At 61.3% G+C, this 20,551-nt stretch carries 14 protein-coding genes and 1 tRNA gene; 11 read left to right on the top strand and 4 right to left on the bottom strand.

The window, feature by feature from the left end:
* Window positions 1–48: 48 nt before the first annotated feature.
* The 4 genes from pheS to BM275_RS21080 are packed head-to-tail and all read left to right on the top strand — an operon-like array spanning window position 49 to window position 4,123.
* Complete coding sequence (pheS, locus tag BM275_RS21095) at window positions 49–1,065, top strand: phenylalanine--tRNA ligase subunit alpha (RefSeq protein WP_046619577.1); 1,017 nt, start codon at window positions 49–51, stop codon at window positions 1,063–1,065.
* Window positions 1,066–1,101: 36 nt separating this feature from the next.
* Entirely contained in the window at window positions 1,102–3,480 is a 2,379-nt protein-coding gene (gene pheT, locus BM275_RS21090) for a phenylalanine--tRNA ligase subunit beta (RefSeq protein WP_090523398.1), read from the top strand.
* Between the two features lie 3 nt (window positions 3,481–3,483).
* Window positions 3,484–3,786 (top strand): integration host factor subunit alpha, encoded by a 303-nt coding sequence (gene ihfA, locus BM275_RS21085; RefSeq protein ID WP_003282572.1) that lies wholly within the window; start codon window positions 3,484–3,486, stop codon window positions 3,784–3,786.
* Window positions 3,767–4,123 carry a MerR family transcriptional regulator gene (locus BM275_RS21080; protein ID WP_003298372.1) on the top strand — a complete coding sequence of 119 codons (357 nt, stop codon included), beginning with the start codon at window positions 3,767–3,769 and terminating at the stop codon, window positions 4,121–4,123. The genes ihfA and BM275_RS21080 overlap by 20 nt, the downstream gene beginning before the upstream one ends.
* A gap of 135 nt (window positions 4,124–4,258) precedes the next feature.
* Here BM275_RS21080 and BM275_RS21075 read toward each other — a convergent pair.
* The 4 genes from BM275_RS21075 to imuA form a co-directional block, all read right to left on the bottom strand.
* Window positions 4,259–4,335 (bottom strand) — tRNA-Pro (locus BM275_RS21075).
* 311 nt (window positions 4,336–4,646) lie between these two features.
* Window positions 4,647–7,727, bottom strand: coding sequence for an error-prone DNA polymerase (locus BM275_RS21070; protein ID WP_090523395.1), 3,081 nt, complete (start codon window positions 7,725–7,727; stop codon window positions 4,647–4,649).
* On the bottom strand, window positions 7,724–9,136 hold the full coding sequence (locus BM275_RS21065; RefSeq protein WP_090523393.1) for a Y-family DNA polymerase: 1,413 nt from the start codon (window positions 9,134–9,136) through the stop codon (window positions 7,724–7,726). Before BM275_RS21065 ends, BM275_RS21070 begins: the two co-directional genes overlap by 4 nt.
* A gap of 2 nt (window positions 9,137–9,138) precedes the next feature.
* Complete coding sequence (imuA, locus tag BM275_RS21060; protein ID WP_090523390.1) at window positions 9,139–9,762, bottom strand: translesion DNA synthesis-associated protein ImuA; 624 nt, start codon at window positions 9,760–9,762, stop codon at window positions 9,139–9,141.
* A gap of 363 nt (window positions 9,763–10,125) precedes the next feature.
* Here imuA and mtnA point away from each other — a divergent pair, with 363 nt between their 5' ends.
* The 7 genes from mtnA to cmk all read left to right on the top strand — a co-directional run bounded on the left by mtnA (window position 10,126) and on the right by cmk (window position 20,547).
* Window positions 10,126–11,202, top strand: coding sequence for an S-methyl-5-thioribose-1-phosphate isomerase (gene mtnA, locus BM275_RS21055; protein ID WP_090523386.1), 1,077 nt, complete (start codon window positions 10,126–10,128; stop codon window positions 11,200–11,202).
* Between the two features lie 134 nt (window positions 11,203–11,336).
* Window positions 11,337–14,147 carry a DNA gyrase subunit A gene (gyrA, locus tag BM275_RS21050; protein WP_014820647.1) on the top strand — a complete coding sequence of 937 codons (2,811 nt, stop codon included), beginning with the start codon at window positions 11,337–11,339 and terminating at the stop codon, window positions 14,145–14,147.
* Between the two features lie 102 nt (window positions 14,148–14,249).
* Window positions 14,250–15,335, top strand: a complete 1,086-nt coding sequence (gene serC, locus BM275_RS21045; RefSeq protein WP_041014296.1) for a 3-phosphoserine/phosphohydroxythreonine transaminase — start codon at window positions 14,250–14,252, stop codon at window positions 15,333–15,335.
* Window positions 15,335–16,432: a prephenate dehydratase gene (gene pheA, locus BM275_RS21040; protein ID WP_023444760.1), complete on the top strand. Its 1,098-nt coding sequence runs from the start codon at window positions 15,335–15,337 to the stop codon at window positions 16,430–16,432. The genes serC and pheA overlap by 1 nt, the downstream gene beginning before the upstream one ends.
* Window positions 16,433–16,511: 79 nt before the next feature.
* A complete protein-coding gene (gene hisC, locus BM275_RS21035) occupies window positions 16,512–17,621 on the top strand; it encodes a histidinol-phosphate transaminase (protein ID WP_046621884.1) in 1,110 nt (369 codons plus the stop codon).
* A complete protein-coding gene (locus BM275_RS21030) occupies window positions 17,618–19,861 on the top strand; it encodes a bifunctional prephenate dehydrogenase/3-phosphoshikimate 1-carboxyvinyltransferase (protein WP_090523383.1) in 2,244 nt (747 codons plus the stop codon). The genes hisC and BM275_RS21030 overlap by 4 nt, the downstream gene beginning before the upstream one ends.
* Window positions 19,858–20,547, top strand: coding sequence for a (d)CMP kinase (gene cmk / locus BM275_RS21025; RefSeq protein ID WP_046621889.1), 690 nt, complete (start codon window positions 19,858–19,860; stop codon window positions 20,545–20,547). Before BM275_RS21030 ends, cmk begins: the two co-directional genes overlap by 4 nt.
* Window positions 20,548–20,551: the final 4 nt, after the last annotated feature.

The raw sequence follows: 20,551 nt of genomic DNA, 5'->3' as shown, positions 1-20,551 counted from the left end.
GGGCGTTTGACCGGCGCGGTTCTGCAAGAACCTCTGGAGGTTGTGTACATGGAAAATTTGGATGCACTGGTCTCCCAAGCGCTAGAGGCCGTGCAACAAAGCGAGGATATCGGTGCTCTCGAGCAGGTACGCGTTCAGTACTTGGGAAAGAAGGGCGAACTCACTCAGCTGATGCAAACGCTGGGCAAGCTTTCTGCTGAGGAGCGTCCGCAAGCCGGTGCGCTGATCAACGCGGCCAAGAGCAGTGTTCAGGATGTGCTGAATGCTCGCAAGGCTGATCTGGAAAAGGCTGCCTTGGATGCTAAATTGGCAGCCGAGCGAATCGACGTGACACTGCCTGGACGCGGCGAGGCGTCCGGCGGACTGCACCCGGTAACTCGTACCTTGGAGCGCGTTGAGCAGTTCTTCAGCCACATTGGTTACAGCGTGGCAGAGGGTCCCGAAGTCGAAGATGATTACCACAACTTCGAGGCGCTGAATATTCCGGGGCATCACCCGGCGAGGGCGATGCACGATACCTTCTACTTCAATGCCAACATGTTGCTGCGCACGCATACCTCGCCGGTTCAGGTGCGCACCATGGAATCACGTCAACCTCCCATTCGTATCGTCTGCCCTGGCCGCGTCTATCGTTGCGATTCCGATATCACTCACTCCCCCATGTTCCATCAGGTCGAAGGGCTGCTGATCGACGAGGGCGTTAGCTTTGCCGATCTGAAAGGCACTATTGAGGAGTTCCTGCGGGTGTTCTTTGAGAAGCCGCTAGGTGTTCGCTTCCGGCCTTCCTTCTTTCCGTTCACCGAGCCCTCTGCAGAAGTCGACATGCAGTGCGTGATGTGTAGCGGCAAGGGTTGCCGAGTGTGCAAGCAGACCGGCTGGCTTGAGGTAATGGGCTGCGGCATGGTGCATCCGAATGTATTGAGGATGTCTGGAATCGATCCGGAGCGTTATTCCGGGTTCGCCTTCGGTATGGGTGTCGAGCGTCTCGCTATGCTGCGTTACGGTGTCAATGACTTGCGCCTGTTCTTCGATAACGATCTGCGGTTTCTTGCGCAATTTCGCTAGTACCGCCGCCCGTCAACGAACTATTAGGAGAACAGGATGAAATTCAGTGAACAATGGCTGCGGAGCTGGGTAAATCCGCAGGTCTCCCGCGAGGAGCTGGTCGCTCGGCTGTCCATGGTCGGGCTTGAGGTGGATGCTGTTGCCCCCGTTGCTGGCAGCTTCAGCGGTGTGGTTGTTGGTGAGGTCCTTGAGACCGTGCAGCATCCTGATGCCGACAAGCTTCGGGTCTGTCAGGTCAGCAATGGAAGTGAAACCTTTCAGGTCGTCTGCGGAGCCCCGAACGTGCGGCCTGGCCTGAAGATTCCGTTTGCAATGATCGGTGCTCAATTGCCGGGCGACTTCAAGATCAAGAAGGCCAAGCTCCGCGGTATCGAATCCAATGGCATGCTTTGCTCGGAAACCGAGCTGCAGGTGGGGAGTGACGATAGCGGACTGATGGAGCTGGCCGGCGATGCGCCGGTCGGTACTGATTTTCGTGAGTATCTCGGTCTTGACGATGCAAGTATCGAAATCGGTTTGACCCCAAACCGTGGTGACTGCCTCTCCATCGCTGGCTTGGCTCGTGAAGTTGGTGCGATTTATGGCTCACTGGTCAGTCCGGTGCAATTCGCCGTGGCGCCTTTGCATCATGACGACACACGTCCAGTCGAGGTCCTGGCTCCCAAGGCATGCCCGCGTTATCTCGGGCGTGTTGTCCGTAATGTTGATCTGTCGCGCCCGACGCCGCTTTGGATGGTTGAGCGTCTGCGCCGCTCCGATATCCGGAGCATTGATGCCATCGTCGATGTAACCAACTACGTAATGCTCGAACTGGGTCAGCCCCTGCATGCCTTCGATCTTGCCGAGATCAAAGGCGGTATTCGGGTTCGAATGGCTGAAGAGGGCGAAAAACTCGTATTGCTCGACGGTCAGGAGATCACTCTGCGTGCGGATACGCTCGTTATTGCAGACCATCAGCGCGCTCTTGCCATCGCGGGTGTCATGGGTGGAGACCACAGCGGCGTAAGCACCGCTACCCAGAATATCTTCCTCGAAAGTGCCTTTTTCGACACCATTGCGTTGGCCGGCAAAGCTCGTTCCTACGGTTTGCACACCGATGCGTCCCATCGCTACGAGCGGGGCGTCGACTCGCAGCTCGCCCGTCAGGCAATGGAGCGTGCAACGAGTCTGTTACTGGATATCGTTGGCGGCGAGGCGGGGCCGATCATTGAGGTGGTCAGCGAAGACGACTTGCCGAAAGTCGCTCCAGTAACTTTGCGCGCTGAGCGCATCAACCAGATGCTGGGGCTGGAAATGGATGGCGCCGAAGTGGTGCGCCTGCTGACATCCTTGGGCTTGGTGGTTATCGAAGAGGCTAAAGGTCGCTGGCAAGTCGGTGTTCCGAGTCACCGCTTCGATATCAGTCTTGAGGTCGATCTGATCGAAGAGCTGGGTCGGCTGTATGGTTATGACCGCTTGCCCGTGCGTTATCCGCAGGCCCGGCTTGCACCTGAGGCAAAGCCCGAGGCTCGTGCCGAGCTTCCTTTGCTTCGGCGTTTACTGGTCGCCCGCGGATATCAGGAGGCGATCACTTACAGCTTCATCGATCCCAAGCTGTTCGAGCTGTTCAGTCCTGACATGAAGCCGTTGCAGCTTGCCAACCCGATCTCCGCTGATATGGCGGCCATGCGCGCATCGCTTTGGCCGGGGCTGGTCAAGGCGCTGCAGTACAACCTCAACCGGCAGCAACCACGCGTGCGCCTGTTCGAGGCGGGGTTGCGCTTTGTTGGTCAGTTAAAAGAGCTTGAGCAGGAAAGCATGCTGGCTGGCGTGTTAACCGGGAGCCGTCAGCCAGAGGGTTGGACGAACTCGCGCGAGGCGGTGGACTTTTACGACATCAAGGCAGATGTCGAAGCGCTGCTTGCTTTTGCCGGAAATGCTGGCGTCTATCGTTTCGTTGCGGGAGAACATCCGGCACTGCACCCGGGGCAGACCGCGCGTATCGAGCGCGACAGCCGACTGGTCGGATTCGTTGGGAGTCTCCATCCTGAGCTGGCAAGCACCCTGGGTATCGATCAGCCGGTCTACATGTTCGAGTTGAAGCTTAGCGAGATTGCCGAGGGGCGGATGCCTTCCTTCGCGGAGCTGTCGCGATTCCCGGAAGTCCGGCGTGACCTTGCTGTGCTGGTCGGGCGAGAGATCGCGGCCGAAGATATCCTGAGTTGCATTCGTGATGCTGCGGGCGAGAATCTGACAGACCTCAAGCTATTTGATGTCTATCAGGGGAAAGGTATTGATCCCCTTAGCAAAAGTATGGCAGTCGGCTTGACCTGGCAGCACCCATCGCGCACTCTAAACGACGATGAGGTGAACGGTGCGATGCAGAAAATCCTCACCTCCCTGGAAGAAAGGTTCAACGCCACGTTAAGGAAATAGCGTATGGGGGCTCTGACGAAAGCTGAAATGGCGGAACGTCTATATGAAGAGCTGGGCTTGAATAAGCGCGAGGCCAAGGAGTTGGTGGAGCTGTTTTTCGAGGAGATCCGTCAGGCGCTCGAGCATAACGAGCAGGTCAAGTTGTCCGGGTTCGGCAACTTTGACCTGCGCGACAAGCGTCAGCGGCCGGGTCGCAATCCGAAAACAGGTGAGGAGATACCTATCACGGCGCGTCGCGTGGTGACGTTCCGTCCAGGGCAGAAACTCAAAGCGAGAGTCGAGGCCTATGCTGGAACCAAGTCATAACGACGAGCTTCCGTCGATCCCCGGCAAGCGCTATTTCACCATTGGTGAGGTGAGCGAGCTTTGTGCGGTCAAGCCTCACGTGCTGCGTTACTGGGAGCAGGAGTTCCCTCAGCTCAATCCGGTTAAGCGGCGCGGCAACCGGCGCTACTACCAGCGGCAGGATGTCCTGATGATTCGTCAGATTCGTGCGCTGCTGTACGATCAAGGCTTCACCATCGGTGGCGCCAGGCAGCGCATGTCCGGCGACGAAGCGCGCGACGACACCACTCAGTACAAGCAGCTCATTCGGCAGATGATCTCGGAGTTGGAAGAGGTTCTTCAGGTGCTGAGAAAGTAGTCGATCTGGATGGGCTCAGGAATCCGGCTGTGACGATTCTGAGGAGGTGGGGGCGAAACAGAGCCTTCATGCTGTTCAGTCCGGAGCGGCCATAAAAAAATCCAATCACCTCGCGGTGATTGGATTTTTGTGTATTGGTCGGGACGGAGTGATTCGAACACTCGACCCCTTGCACCCCATGCAAGTGCGCTACCAGGCTGCGCTACGCCCCGACTGTCACCATCAGCATTGCTGAAAGCGAATAGGACTATACATTAAGCATCTGAAAATGTGAAAGTTTTTTCAGTCGTATCGGCATCAACCCATCTGGCTTGAAAGCACCCTTGATTCTTCGCTTTCTCGCGCCTCTCCAGTCAGTTGTTTATTCGGTCAGCGAGACATCCCATACCATTCAGCACGGCCAGGTCTTCCTCGCTAGGCTCGATCTGGTTCTGTCGTGACGTCCTCTGGATTGGCGAGAGAGAGGCACCCGATATGCTCGAGTGTTCTTTCCAATATCTGCGAAAACGCTCTCGTGTACGGATCACTGAAAATCGCGGCTGCGCACATCGAGCCCGGTGAGCAGGGGGGTGAGGTCGCTCAGGCGGCCGGCGATGACGTGGCGAACGCCGCTGGCGGATTCTAGGTGGCCGTCGATGCGAAGCAATTGGGACTGGATCAACGGCCGCCTTTGGCGCTCGGCCAAATCGCGCCATACCACTACGTTGACCATGCCGAACTCGTCTTCCAGAGTGACGAAGATGACACCGCTGGCGGTCTGCGGGCGCTGTCGGCCGATAACCAGGCCGGCGACGCTGACTAGGCGCCCATGTTCGATCGTGGCCAGTTCCCGTGAGTTCTGGCAGCGCCTGGCCTTGAGCTCATTTCGCAGCAGGCTCAGCGGATGCGGCCCCAGCGTAGTGCCGAGGGTCGCGTAATCGTTGAAAAGGTCTTCACTCACCGAAGGCAGCGGCAGGTAGATGGGCGTTTCCTCCATAGCGGGCAGGCCGTCAAACAGGGGTAACTGTGGTTCGATCCCTGCAACGGCCCAGCGCGCACGATGCCGATGACCGGCCAGACCGCGCAGGGCCCCGGCATCGGCGAGCTGCTCGCGTGCGCGCGGTTCGAGCTCGGCACGACGGCATAGGTCATGGATGTCCGTGAATGGCTGGCATTGGCGTGAGGCTTCGATGCGCTGGGCATCGGCTTCCCGAAAGCCGCGCACCATACGTAGCCCCAGGCGGATGGCCGGTTGTGCCTGGCGGCTTGGTTCGAGACTGCAATCCCAGCCGCTGTGCCGAACGTCCACCGGGCGTATTTCCAGCCCGTGGCGGCGAGCATCCTGCAGTATCTGATCCGGATTGTAGAAGCCCATTGGCCAGCTGTTGATCAGGGCGCAGGCAAACGCAGCCGGTTCGTGGCGCTTCAGCCAGCAGCTGGCATAGGTGAGCAGCGCAAAACTCGCAGCGTGCGATTCGGGAAAGCCGTAGCTGCCGAACCCTTTGATCTGTTCGAAGATCCGCGCGATGAAGTCGGGCTGGTAGCCTTTGGCAAGCATTCGCTCGGTCAGCCGCACGCGGTGGGGCTCAAGGTTGCCGTGGCGTTTCCAGGCGGCCATGGCACGGCGCAGCTTGTCGGCCTCGTCTGGTGTGTACTCGGCCGCCACGATCGCCAGTTCCATCACCTGTTCCTGAAAAAGAGGCACGCCAAGGGTGCGCTCGAACACCGGTTTCAGTTCTTCGGACGGGTAATCCACCTTTTCTTCGTGGTTACGTCGACGCAGATAGGGATGCACCATGTCGCCCTGGATCGGTCCGGGGCGAACGATGGCGACCTGGATGACCAGGTCGTAGAAGGTCTTCGGGCACAGGCGCGGCAGCATGGCCATCTGCGCCCGCGACTCGATCTGGAAGACGCCGATGGTATCGGCCTGGCTGATCATGTCGTAGGTGGGTTTGTCCTCCGCGGGCAGCGTGGCGATGGTCCAGCGCGTACCGCGATAATGCTCGATCAGGTCGAAACAACGTCGTATCGCGCTGAGCATGCCCAGGGCCAGCACGTCGACCTTGAGCAAACCGACTGCGTCGAGATCGTCCTTGTCCCATTGAATCACCGTGCGGTCGGCCATGCTGGCATTCTCGATCGGCACCAGGGTATCGAGTGGCTGCTCGGAGATCACGAAGCCGCCAGGGTGCTGGGAAAGGTGGCGAGGAAATCCGATAAGCGCATCGGTCAGCACCAGAACCCGGCGCAGAACCGGATTGTCCGGGTCGAAGCCGGCCTCGCACAGCCGAGAATCGTCGGGTATGTGTTCACTCCAGCGCCCGCAGCAGCTGGCCAGGGCGTTGATCTGGTCCGGCGGCAGCCCCAGCGCCTTGGCGACATCCCGCAGGGCGCCGGTTGCGCGGTAGCTGCTGGCGACGGCGGTGAGGGCGGCGCGATTGCGCCCATAGCGCTGAAAGACGTACTGGATGACTTCCTCACGCCGGTCGTGCTCGAAGTCCACGTCGATATCGGGTGGCTCGTTGCGTTCGCGGGATAGGAAGCGCTCGAACAACAGTTTGCTGCGCACCGGGTCGAGCTCGGTGATACCCAGCACGAAACAGACGCTTGAGTTAGCCGCTGAGCCTCGACCCTGACAGAGAATGCCCCGTTCGCGGGCGAAGCGGACTATGTCGTGCACGGTCAGGAAATAGCTTTCGTAATGCAGGTCGGCGATCAGCTCGAGCTCATGTTCGAGCTGCGCGCGGGCCTTTTTCGTGATGCCGTCCGGCCAGCGCCAGCTTGCGCCATCCTCGACCAGCTTGCGCAACCATGAGGTGGTGTCATGTCCGGGCGGGACCAGCTCGTGGGGATATTGATACTTCAACTGGTCGAGCTGGAAATGGCAGCGCTGACTGATGCGAAGGGTTTCAGCGAGCAGCTCGGCTGGATAGAGCTGGGCCAATTCGACGATCGATCTGAGGTGGCGTTCGCCATTGGCAAATAGGTGACATCCTGCTTCGGCCACTGGCAGATGGTGGCGGATGGCGGTCATGCAGTCCTGCAATGCCCGACGACCGCGGGCATGCATGTGCACATCGCCGCAGGCCACCGCGGGTATGCCCAGGCGTGAGGCCTGCGCCAGGCTTTGCCGCAGCTGCAGCGCGTCGTCCGGCCCCCGATGCAGTTCGATGCCGAGCCACAGCCGCTCGGGAAAACGCTCGCGCAGCCACTGGCCTTCGGCATCGGCGCCGGTGTGGGCGGGCAGCCAGATTGCCAGCAGACCCTCTAGTGGCCACTCGCTCAGGTCTTCGCGCAGCGCCTGGTAACGGCCTTTCTCGGCTCGTCGGCGGGCACGGGTTATCAATTGGCAGAGTGCCTGGTAGCCGGTCAGGTTTTCCACCAGCAAGACCAGCTTGGGCCCGCCCTCGATCTGCACCTCGCTGCCGATGATCAGCGGCAGGCCGGTGTCCTTCGAGGCCTGCCAGGCGCGCACGATACCGGCCAGACTGCATTCATCGGTGATCGCCAGAGCGTCATAGCCCTGGCGTTTGGCGCGTTCGAAGAGTTCGCTCGCGCTGGATGCACCCCGCTGGAAGCTGAAGTTGGACAGACAGTGCAGCTCGGCATATTCGGCGTTCATGCGAACCAGCCGTGCAGCAGCAGGGGGCCTCCGGCGAGGGCGCGAAACGCCCAACCCTGTTGGCCGGTAGCGGTTTGCACCCGGTAGTAGTCGCGTCGCGCGTCGGCACCATCCCACCAGCCGGACTCGATGCGCTCGGGGCCGGTCAGGGTGAGCAGACCCTCTTCGCGCAAGGGTTGCGGGGTACTCAGCAGCCAGCCGGGGCGCAACCCCACGTGAGGCAATGGTTCGGTGCGGGCGAGGCTGCTTTCCCGCCAGGCATATTCGGGACGGTGGTCCGCTCGTGCGCTCAGCGAGACCACGGCATCGTCGCCCAGTCGGGCGCGGAGGCGTTCGCGCAGTTGCTCCCAGGGCACATTCTGCTGCGGGCGCTCGTCGAACAAGGCCTGATGGGCCGGCGTGAAGGCTGGCAGATCACAAGCCAGCAGACGCACGGCCAGGACGGGGGCCGGCAGTTGCAGGTGCTCGAGGCGGCCACGGGTCAGTTCGAACAGCATGGCGGGCTCGCGTTCGGTACTGAGTAGGCCGACCGCTACCTCGCTGTCGGGCAGGGTGCGATGTTCCAGGTACAGGCTGAAACGCTGGACGCCGCTGTCCCGCCCGGCGAGAAAGGCGGCCAGGTCGGCGGTCAGTCTGCGCAATGGAAACAGCAGAGCCTGATGGGACTCGACCTCGAAATTCAGTTCGATGCGGGTGTCGAAGACATCCGGTGGACGGTAGAACTCCAGAGGCAGCGGCCGATGCCCGAGCAGGGTGTCGAGCTGGGCCAGCACTTCTTCCGGAAAGCGTCTGGCCAGGCTGTCGCGCGGCAGGGCGAGCAGTTGATGAAGATGGCGCAGGCCCATGCGTACCAGCGATGTGCTGACTTCTCGGGGCAGGCCGAGGCGCTCGATCGGCAGTACCCCGAGCGCCTGATGCAGCGTGGCTGTATCGGTCACGGCCAGCCCGTCATGGGCATTGGCGAGGATGCGCGCGGCCGCCGGGTTGGGCGCCAGGGTGATGCGGTGGCGGAAGCCCAGAGCCGTGAGCTCCTTGCGTAGACGCGTCTCGAATCGTGGCCAGGGGCCGAACAGGCCGAGGCTGGAATGCACCTCCAACAGCAGGCAGCGCGGGTAGTGCAGGCTGACCTGGGCGCTGTAGCCGTAACCCCAGGCCGCCAGAAACCGCTGCCAGCGTTCGATCATCAGCTGGTCGTAATCGGCGGTGGCGAAGTCGTGGGTCAATGCCTGGGCTGCGATCAGCGATTGCCCTGGCTTGAGGCCGAGCTTGCGGGCGGCTGCGTTGACGGCCTGCAGCACGCGGCGCTGTGGCGGGCCGGCGAGCAGGGCCAGCGGCGCGGCGGCATCGTCGCGGTGGCGCAAAACGCCGTCCATGGCCAGTTGCGGCAGCAGAATGCAGGCCCAAAGCATCGTCACGCCTGTTGCCAGGCGCTGACCGGGAGCGCCTGTCCTGGAGCCAGGCCGCCGCGGCACTTGATGACACGTAGCTGCGCCGGCTGGGCCTCGATGGTCAAGCGTAGTGCCGCCGGTGATGGGTTATTTGCTTCACGCAGTGACCGATAGACGAAGCCCAGGGTTTGGCCGGATTCAGCAGCAATCTGCAAGCGCCTTAAGGCACGGTCATCAGCTTGTTGCGGCCAGCACAGCACGGCGGCACAACTGCCGGAACGTAGGCATTGTTCTGCAGCCCACAGCGCATCGCGGCCCTTTGCCTGGATGATGGTCAGCCACTGCAGGTCTACACCCGCGGCCAGCCAGGCCTGGGGGTAAGGTCGATGAGGGGGCGTTATCAGCACCACCCGCTCGCCGGCGGTGGTCAGTCGTGCAAGGGTCGGCCACAGCAGATTCAGCTCGCCAATGCCCGTGGCCGCGACGAGGAGCTCGCTGATGGCCGACTCCGGCCAGCCGCCGCCGGGCAGGAACTCATCCAGTGTGGCATTTCCGGTCGGCTGGACGGCCGTGCGAGACGTTATGGCCTGACCACGCCAGACGCGACGTGTATCCAGCAGGCTATCGAGGGCGACCACTGCGGTCATGAAGAGGCATCCAAAATAACTGTATATAAATACAGTATTTGGCCTGCCGCGAGTTGGTCAAGCACGACGCGATGAGTGAGCGCGACACTTCATCTGTTCGAGCGCATGCTCTCTCCGTGGAAGGCGAGGCCAGTCTGAAAGCTGCTCGGCCATTAGGCGTCGCCAAGCCCTGATCACTGCTTGTGCTCGGAAAAACCGTCGATTAGCATTCGCGCCCGGGATAAGAGGCCGCAGTGCTCATGTTTGCTGCTTCCCGGCCATATCGAGATTGGAAAGCCCGGTTCGCCCGCGATCCGGGCTTTTTCTTTGCTGTTCGGGGCGCATGATGGTCCTGTGTCGACGAAGCTGAACGAGGGAAATGCCATGCGCGAGCGTTTGTTGGCTGCGGAAAAGGTTAAGTCGATCGAATGGCTGGACGGGCGCCTGAACCTGCTCGATCAGCGCAAGCTTCCTGTCGAAGAGATTTGGTGCAGCCATGATTCTGCGGCGTCGGTCGCTGCGGCGATTCGGGATATGGTCGTGCGCGGTGCGCCGGCAATCGGAATCAGCGCAGCCTATGGCCTGGTCCTTGCCGTGCGTGCCCGTATCGCCGACGGCGGTGATTGGAGGCAGGCCCTGGAGGAAGACTTCAAGGTGCTGGCCGATTCCCGTCCCACCGCAGTCAATCTGTTCTGGGCTCTGAACCAGATGCGCGAACGACTGGATCGCCTCAAGCCGGGTGAAGACCCGTATGCAGCGCTGGAAGCCCAGGCCATCTCCATCCATGACAGCGATCGCGAGGCAAATCTGGCGATGGCGCAGTTTGGCGTCGACCTCATCCGCCGCCATCAGGGCAATCCGCAGAACCTGCTCACCCATTGCAATACCGGCGCCCTGGCGACCGGCGGTTTCGGTACGGCGCTCGGGGTCATCCGGGCGGCGCATCTCGAGGGTCTGGTGGAGCGGGTATACGTCGATGAGACCCGGCCTTGGTTGCAGGGCTCCCGGCTGACGGCCTGGGAACTGCTCGGTGATGGCGTTCCGGCCATGGTGAATGCGGACTCGGCGGCTGCTCATCTGATGAAATCCAGAGGCATCTCCTGGGTGATCGTCGGTGCGGATCGCATCACCGCCAATGGCGATGTGGCGAACAAGATCGGTACCTACCAGCTTGCGGTCCTGGCGATGCACCACGGCGTGCGTTTCATGGTGGTGGCGGCAAGTTCGACCATCGACATGGCGCTGGAGAGCGGCGAGGAGATCCAAATCGAGGAACGCGCCGGCAGCGAGCTGCTTGAGGTCGACGGTCGGCGCTTCGCGGCTGACGTTGAGGCATTCAATCCGGTGTTCGACGTGACGCCGGCCGATCTCATCGATGCCATTGTCACCGAGAAAGGCGTGGTCGAGCGGCCGAGTGCCGCGAAGATGACCGAACTGATGAGCCGCAAGCGGCTGCACTGAGCAACGATCGGTCGCGCTCGGGTGTGCTGTGCAAGCCGGTTTTGCTCCGTGCAAGGCTCAGTTTATAGCAGTCGTCTGTGTTACCATCCCGCGCTTATTACAGGACCCTGCTGACTATAAGGAACCAGGCTTCCATGGGCGAACTGGCCAAAGAAATCCTCCCGGTCAATATCGAAGACGAGCTCAAGCAGTCCTACCTTGATTACGCGATGAGCGTGATCATTGGCCGTGCGCTGCCGGACGCGCGCGATGGCCTGAAACCGGTACACCGCCGCGTACTGTTCGCCATGAGCGAACTCGGCAATGACTGGAACAAGCCGTACAAGAAATCCGCCCGTGTGGTCGGTGACGTGATCGGTAAATACCACCCGCACGGCGATTCGGCGGTATACGACACCATCGTGCGTATGGCGCAGCCATTTTCGCTGCGCTACATGCTGGTCGACGGCCAAGGTAATTTCGGTTCGGTTGACGGCGATAGCGCTGCGGCGATGCGTTACACCGAAGTGCGCATGGCCAAGCTGGCCCATGAGCTGCTGGCCGACCTGGAAAAGGAAACCGTCGACTGGGTGCCCAACTACGATGGCACCGAGCAGATCCCGGCGGTCATGCCGACCAAGGTTCCCAATCTGCTGGTGAACGGCTCCAGCGGTATTGCGGTAGGCATGGCGACCAACATCCCGCCGCATAACCTAGGCGAAGTGATTGATGGTTGCCTGGCGCTGATCGACAACGCCGATATCACTATCGACGAACTCATGCAGTTCATCCCGGGCCCCGATTTCCCCACTGCCGGTATCATCAATGGCCGTGCTGGCATCATCGAGGCCTACCGCACCGGCCGTGGCCGCATTTATATCCGTGCTCGCGCCGATATCGAAGATATCGACAAGGTCGGCGGCCGCCAGCAGATCGTCATCACCGAGCTGCCTTACCAGCTGAACAAGGCACGGCTGATCGAGAAGATCGCCGAGCTGGTGAAAGAGAAGAAGATCGAAGGCATCACCGAGCTGCGTGACGAGTCCGACAAGGACGGCATGCGCGTGGTCATCGAGCTGCGCCGCGGCGAAGTGCCGGAGGTGATCCTCAACAACCTATACGCCCAGACCCAGCTGCAGAGCGTCTTCGGTATCAACGTGGTTGCGCTCATCGATGGCCAGCCACGTACGCTGAACCTGAAAGAGCTGCTGGAAGCCTTCGTTCGCCACCGCCGCGAAGTCGTTACCCGCCGTACCGTCTACGAACTGCGCAAGGCGCGCGAGCGTGGGCACATTCTTGAAGGGCAGGCGGTCGCGCTGTCCAACATCGATCCGGTCATTGCGGTGATCAAGGCTTCGCCAACTCCAGCCGAGGCCAAGGATGCGCTGATTTCCACTGCCTGGGAATCGAGCGCCGTTGAAGCCATGGTCGAGCGCGCAGGGGCTGATGCCTGTCGCCCGGAAGGCCTCGATCCGCAGTTTGGCCTGCGTGACGGCAAGTACTTTCTGTCGCCGGAACAGGCGCAGGCGATTCTTGATCTGCGTCTGCACCGCCTGACCGGCCTCGAGCACGAGAAGCTGCTCAGCGAATACCAGGAAATCCTCACCCAGATCGGCGAGCTGATCCGCATCCTGACCAATCCGGTTCGCCTGATGGAAGTCATCCGCGAAGAACTGGAAGGCGTGAAGCGCGATTTCGGCGATGCACGGCGCACCGAGATTCTCGAGTCGCGTCTGGACCTGACGCTGGCGGACCTGATCACTGAAGAAGAGCGCGTCGTCACCATCTCTCATGGTGGTTATGCCAAGTCGCAACCGCTGGCCGCCTACCAGGCGCAGCGCCGTGGTGGTCGCGGCAAGGCTGCGACTGGTGTGAAGGAAGAGGATTACGTCGAGCATCTGCTGGTTGCCAACAGTCACACCACGCTGCTGCTGTTCTCCAGCAAGGGCAAAGTGTACTGGCTGAAGACCTACGAGATTCCCGAAGCATCTCGCACTTCGCGTGGCCGCCCGCTGGTCAACCTGCTACCGCTCGATGAGGGCGAGCGCATCACCGCCATGCTTCAGGTCGATCTGGAAGCGCTGCGCAAGCAGGCCGCCGAAGGTGAGGACGACCTGGACGAAGCAGAAGGCCTGGTCATCGAGCATGATGATGCGGACGACGTCGAAAGCGATGACGCCGACAGCGACGAGAAAGACGAGCCGACCGGCTCCTACATTTTCATGGCTACCGCCAATGGCACGGTCAAGAAGACACCTCTGGTGCAGTTCAGCCGTCCGCGTACGTCCGGCCTGATCGCGCTCAAGCTGGAAGAAGGCGACACCCTCATCGCTGCGGCCGTCACCGATGGTGCCCAGGAAGTGATGATGTTCTCCGACGGCGGCAAGGTCATCCGTTTCAAGGAAAGCAAGGTTCGCATCATGGGCCGCAATGCCCGCGGTGTACGCGGTATGCGTCTGCCCGAAGGGCAGCGCATCATCTCCATGCTGATTCCGGAATCGGGTGCTCAGATCCTTACCGCATCTTTGCGTGGCTACGGCAAGCGCACCGCGATGGAAGAGTTTCCACGCCGCGGTCGCGGTGGTCAGGGCGTCATCGCCATGGTCACCAACGAGCGTAACGGTCCATTGATCGGTGCCGTGCAGGTGCTCGAGGGCGAGGAGATCATGCTGATCTCCGATCAGGGCACGCTGGTCCGGACCCGCGTCGACGAGGTGTCATCGCTGGGGCGCAATACTCAGGGCGTCACCCTCATCAAACTGAGCAAGGGCGAGCATCTGGTTGGTCTGGAGCGCGTGCAGGAGCCATCCGAGGAAGACGTGCTGGAAGACATCGAAGCGTTGCTCGATGACGACGCCCTCGAGAAGGAAATGCCTGTACTCAGCACTGAGCCGAGCGAGGATGAACTGCTCGGCGGGGCTGGCGACGTATCTCCGGATGTGGTGCCGACAGACGACGAAGACTGATCGGCGAAAGCAATCCGCAATCAGGTGGTAGCGCGGCGGACGGTAGAGGTACCGGTCGCCGCGCCGCGGGATTCAATATCGAGCAAGAGCGAGAGAACAGCAGTGAGCAAACGCGCTTTTAACTTCTGTGCCGGTCCGGCTGCGCTTCCCGAAGCCGTCCTTCAGCGTGCCCAGGCGGAGCTTCTCGACTGGCATGGCAAGGGCCTGTCGGTCATGGAGATGAGTCACCGTAGCGACGAATACACCGCTATCGCCGAAAAGGCCGAACAGGATCTGCGCGACCTGCTGGCGATTCCGTCGAACTACAAGGTGCTGTTCCTGCAGGGGGGCGCCAGCCAGCAGTTTGCCGAGATTCCGCTGAACCTGCTGCCGGAAGATGGTGTTGCCGACTACATCGATACCGGCATCTGGTCGCGCAAGGCGATCGAAGAGGCGCGTCGTTTCGGTAACGTCAACGTGGCGGCCAGCGCCAAACCCCTCGATTATTTCGCCATTCCAGGACAGAACGACTGGCAGTTGAGCGAGCGCGCAGCGTACCTGCACTACGCGAGCAATGAGACCATTGGCGGCCTGCAGTTCGATTGGATTCCGGATCTCGGCGATACGCCGCTGGTCGTCGACATGTCCTCGGACATTCTGTCGCGGACCATCGACGTCTCGAAGTTCGGCCTGATCTACGCCGGAGCGCAGAAGAACATCGGGCCATCCGGGCTGGTGGTCGTCATCGTTCGTGAAGACCTGCTCGGCCATGCGCGTTCCGCTTGCCCGACCATGCTCGACTACAAGATCGCGGCGGATAACGGCTCGATGTACAACACGCCGGCAACCTTTTCCTGGTATCTCTCGGGGCTGGTCTTCGAGTGGCTGAAGGAGCAGGGCGGCGTCGAGGCGATGGAGCAGCGCAACCGCGCCAAGAAGGACATGCTCTACGGTGCCATCGATGCCAGCGATTTCTACACCAACCCGATCGCCATCAATGCGCGTTCGTGGATGAACGTTCCGTTCCGTCTGGCCGATGAGCGTCTGGACAAGGCGTTCCTGGCCGGCGCCGACGCGCGTGGCCTGTTGAACCTCAAAGGGCATCGCTCCGTGGGTGGCATGCGTGCTTCTATCTACAACGCCGTAGGACTGGATGCGGTCGAAGCGCTGGTGGCCTACATGGCCGAGTTCGAGAAGGAGCACGGCTGATGAGCGACGCCGATCAGTTGAAGGCCCTGCGGGTTCGAATCGACAGCCTCGACGAGCGCATTCTCGATCTGATCAGCGAGCGCGCCCGCTGTGCCCAAGAAGTCGCCCGGGTCAAGACCGCGGCGCTGGCCGAGGGCGAGTCCGCGGTGTTCTACCGTCCGGAGCGCGAAGCCTGGGTGCTCAAGCACATCATGGAGCTCAACCGCGGGCCGCTCGATAACGAGGAAATGGCGCGTCTGTTCCGCGAGATCATGTCGTCCTGCCTGGCCCTGGAACAGCCGCTCCGGGTTGCCTATCTCGGCCCAGAGGGCACCTTCTCCCAAGCTGCGGCGCTCAAGCATTTCGGCCATGCGGTGATCAGCACGCCAATGGCAGCCATTGATGAGGTGTTTCGCGAGGTTGTGGCGGGAGCCGTGAATTTCGGCGTAGTGCCGGTGGAGAACTCCACCGAAGGTGCAGTCAATCACACGCTGGACAGCTTCCTCGAGCACGACATCGTGATCTGCGGCGAAGTGGAGCTGCGTATCCACCACCATTTGTTGGTGGGCGAGACGACCAAGACCGATCGGATCACGCGCATCTACTCCCACGCGCAATCGCTGGCACAGTGCCGCAAGTGGCTTGATGCCCACTACCCGAATGTCGAGCGCGTAGCGGTTTCCAGCAATGCGGATGCGGCCAAGCGGGTCAAGAGCGAGTGGAATTCGGCGGCCATCGCCGGCGACATGGCTGCCCAGCTCTACGGTCTGACCAAGCTGGCCGAGAAGATCGAGGACCGCCCGGACAACTCCACGCGATTCCTGATCATCGGTAGCCAGGAAGTGCCGCCGACCGGCGATGACAAGACCTCAATCATCGTCTCGATGCGCAACAAGCCAGGCGCCTTGCACGAGCTGCTGGTGCCGTTCCATGCCAACGGCATCGACCTTACTCGAATCGAAACGCGGCCGTCGCGCAGCGGCAAGTGGACCTACGTGTTCTTCATCGATTTCCTGGGTCACCACCAGGATCCGCTGATCAAGGATGCGCTGGAGAAGCTCGGGCAGGAAGCTGTGGCCCTTAAGGTGTTGGGTTCCTACCCCAAAGCGGTTCTTTAATTGCGGCTTCCGGTCGCGGCAGTGGGGCAGGCGACCGGCTTGTACCTGCCGCCTGAAGCCTGCAGCCTGAGGTTTTGTTATGAGTTGTGATTTCCTCGCCCTGGCGCAGCCAGGGGTGCAGAAGCTGTCGCCGTACGTACCGGGCAAGCCGGTTGAAGAACTGGCGCGCGAGCTGAGTTTGGACCCCGCAGGAATCGTCAAGCTGGCCAGCAACGAGAACCCGCTGGGGCCAAGCCCGAAAGTGCTTGATGCGATCAGGGCTGAGCTTTCGGAGTTGACCCGCTACCCGGACGGCAACGGCTTCGCGCTCAAGCAGCGACTTGCCGAGCGCTATTCGGTCGGAATCAATCAAGTCACCCTGGGCAATGGTTCCAACGACATTCTTGAACTGGTTGCGCGCGCCTATCTGGCTCCGGGACTCAACGCCGTGTTCAGCGAGCATGCCTTCGCTGTCTATCCGATCGCGACGCAGGCGGTCGGGGCCGAGGGACGTGCCGTGCCGGCCAGGAGCTGGGGGCACGACCTCGACGCAATGGCGGCGGCCATCGACGAGAATACCCGCGTGGTTTTCGTCGCCAACCCCAACAATCCCACCGGAACCTGGTTCGATGCTGCTGCGCTGGGTGGATTTCTCGCGCGCGTACCGGAGCGTGTTCTGGTGGTGCTGGACGAGGCCTACATCGAATATGCCGAAGGGCAGGAGTTGCCGGATGGCCTGGCGTTTCTGGCCGACTATCCGAACCTGCTGGTTTCGCGCACCTTCTCCAAGGCTTATGGGCTTGCTGCGCTGCGGGTCGGCTACGCGATCAGTTCGCCGGTGATCGCGGATGTGCTGAATCGCGTCAGGCAGCCATTCAACGTGAACAGTCTGGCGCTGACGGCGGCTTGCGCAGCGCTGGATGACGTCGATTACCTGCTTGCCAGCCGCAAGGCGAATGATGCCGGGATGCTTCAGCTGGAAACGGGTTTCCGTCAGCTGGGACTGGAGTGGATCCCTTCGCGGGGCAACTTCATCGCGGTGGACTTCGCCCGTGACGCTGCGCCGATCAATCAGGCGCTGTTGCGCGAAGGGGTGATTGTGCGTCCTGTGGCCGGATACGGTATGCCAACATTCCTGCGTATCTCAATTGGCACCGAGCAGGAAAATGCACGCTTTCTCGATGTGCTGCGCCAGGTACTCGCTCAGTGAATCACGCTCGTCACGCGCAACAGCCTTCGCCGATTGTGAATCGCCTGGTTGTGATCGGCCTTGGCCTGATTGGCGGCTCGTTCGCCAAGGGCTTGCGTGAGGCTGGCCTTTGTCGCGAGGTGGTCGGCTTCGATCTGGATGCACGCTCGCGTGAGCTGGCGGTCGAACTGGGCGTGGTGGATCGCTGCGCCGACACGCTCGCCGAGGCTTGTCATGGGGCTGACGTAATTCAGCTTGCGACGCCTATCCTTGCGCTGGAGCGGCTGCTTGGTGAACTGGCGAAGCTCGAACTGGGCGACGCAGTGATCACTGACGTCGGCAGCGCCAAGGGCAATGTCGTGCGCTGTGCGCGTAAAGTGTTCGGCAACATGCCACCAAGGTTCGTGCCTGGCCACCCCATCGCCGGCTCCGAACTCAGTGGCGTGACGGCGGCGAACAGCACGCTGTTTCGACGGCACAAGGTGATCCTGACGCCGCTGGAAAATACCGATCCGCAAGCGCTCACCCTGGTGAGTAAGCTCTGGTCGGCGCTGGGTGCGGATGTCGAGCATATGGAGGTGACGCATCACGATGAGGTGCTGGCTGCCACTAGTCATTTACCGCATCTGCTGGCCTTCGGACTGGTTGATTCGCTCGCCAAGCGCCATGAGAATCTCGAGATATTCCGCTACGCGGCAGGTGGTTTTCGCGATTTCACCCGTATCGCCGGTAGCGATCCGGTGATGTGGCACGACATCTTTCTCGCCAACCGCGAGGCAGTGCTGCATACCCTGGACGATTTTCGTGCCGACCTCGACGCGCTGCGCGCCGCGGTCGATGAAGGAGACGGGCACAAGCTGTTGGGCGTTTTCACTCGCGCCAAGGCTGCCCGGGAACATTTCAGCAAAATACTGGCTCGCCGAGCCTATGTGGACGTTATGCATTCCAATGACCTCGTTTTCCTCGCCAACCCTGGCGGCAGCCTGACCGGCCATCTGCGTGTGCCAGGCGACAAATCCATTTCTCATCGCTCGATCATGCTCGGCTCCCTTGCCGAGGGCGTGACGGAAGTCGAAGGCTTCCTGGAAGGCGAAGATGCTCTGGCGACCATTCAGGCGTTCCGGGACATGGGCGTCGTCATCGAGGGTCCGCATCAGGGGCGCGTGACGGTCCATGGTGTCGGTCTGCACGGCCTCAAGGCCCCGCCCGGGCCGATCTACCTGGGCAACTCAGGAACCTCCATGCGGCTGCTGTCCGGTTTGCTCGCGGCGCAGCCGTTCGATACGACGTTGACGGGTGATGCGTCCCTCTCCAAACGGCCGATGAATCGCGTCGCCAAGCCGCTGCGCGAGATGGGGGCCGTGATCGAGACGGCACCGGAAGGGCGTCCGCCGCTGACCATTCGCGGCCGCCAGCGTCTGTCCGGCATGCATTACGAAATGCCGATGGCCAGCGCGCAGGTCAAGTCCTGCCTGTTACTGGCCGGCCTGTATGCAGCTGATCAGACCTCGGTAACCGAACCGGCTCCGACGCGTGATCACACCGAGCGGATGCTTCGCGGTTTCGGCTATCCGGTGACCGTCAAGGGCAGTACTGCGGTTGTCGAGCCAGGGCACAAGCTGCGTGGTACTCATATTGAAGTGCCTGCCGATATTTCTTCAGCGGCATTCTTCATGGTGGCGGCGAGTATTGCGCAGGGTTCGGAGATCGTGCTCGAGCATGTCGGCGTGAATCCGACCCGTACAGGGGTGATCGACATCCTCAAGCTGATGGGTGGTGACATCTCTCTAGAGAATCCGCGCGAAGTGGGCGGTGAGCCGGTAGCAGACATCCGTGTCCGTGGCGCTCAGCTCAAGGGTATCGACATTCCCGAGGACCTGGTTCCGCTGGCGATCGACGAGTTCCCGGTGCTCTTCGTGGCTGCGGCCTGCGCGGAAGGTCGTACTACGTTGCGCGGTGCCGAAGAGCTGCGGGTCAAGGAGTCTGACCGCATCCAGGTCATGGCGGACGGGCTGCAGACACTGGGGGTCAAGGCTGAACCGACCCCGGACGGAATTGTCATCGAAGGTGGTGCGATCGGTTCCGGTGAAGTCTGGGCGCATGGCGATCACCGCATCGCGATGTCCTTCAGTGTGGCTGCGCTGCGAGCCAATGGCCCGATTCGAATCCATGATTGCGCCAACGTGGCGACGTCGTTCCCCAACTTCCTCTCCTTGGCGCAGCGCGCCGGCATGCAGGTACATTCGGAGGGTGATTCATGATCAGGCCCGTTCCGGTCATCACCATCGATGGGCCGAGTGGCTCGGGGAAAGGCACAGTTGCAGCCTTGCTCGCGGGCAGGCTTGGCTGGAATTTCCTCGACTCCGGTGCCTTGTATCGCCTGCTGGCATTCGCAGCGCGCAATCACGGGGTCGATCTGACCAACGAAGAAGCGCTGAAGGTGCTCGCCGAGCACCTCGATGTCCAGTTTGGTGCCGCACGCGATGGGCACGGCATGATCATCATTCTGGAGGGGGAGGAGGTCACCGAGTCGATCCGTAACGAGCAGGTTGGCGCCGGCGCATCCCAGGTCGCAGCGTTACCGGTGGTTCGCACCGCCTTGCTGCAGCGACAGAAGGCCTTTCGCGAGGCGCCGGGACTGGTCGCGGACGGGCGTGACATGGGTACTGTGGTATTTCCCGACGCGCCGTTGAAGATATTCCTCACCGCGAGTGCGGAAGAGCGTGCTCGCAGACGTTACTTGCAGTTGAAGGCACGAGGCGATGATGTTAATCTCGCGAGTCTTCTTGAGGAGATTCGGGAGCGCGATGAGCGCGATACCCAACGTGCGGTGGCCCCGCTGAAGCCGGCAGATGATGCCGTTCAACTGGATTCCACTACACTCTCCATTGATGAGGTGTTGCAAAAGATTCTGAGCGAAGTCGCCGACCGCGATTTGGCTGGATGATCGG

It is taken from the genome of Stutzerimonas kunmingensis (assembly GCF_900114065.1).
In the GTDB taxonomy this organism is placed as follows: Bacteria; Pseudomonadota; Gammaproteobacteria; order Pseudomonadales; family Pseudomonadaceae; genus Stutzerimonas; species Stutzerimonas kunmingensis.
The sequence above is the reverse complement of the archived record's forward strand: the minus strand, read 5'-3'. Positions and strand labels throughout refer to the sequence as shown.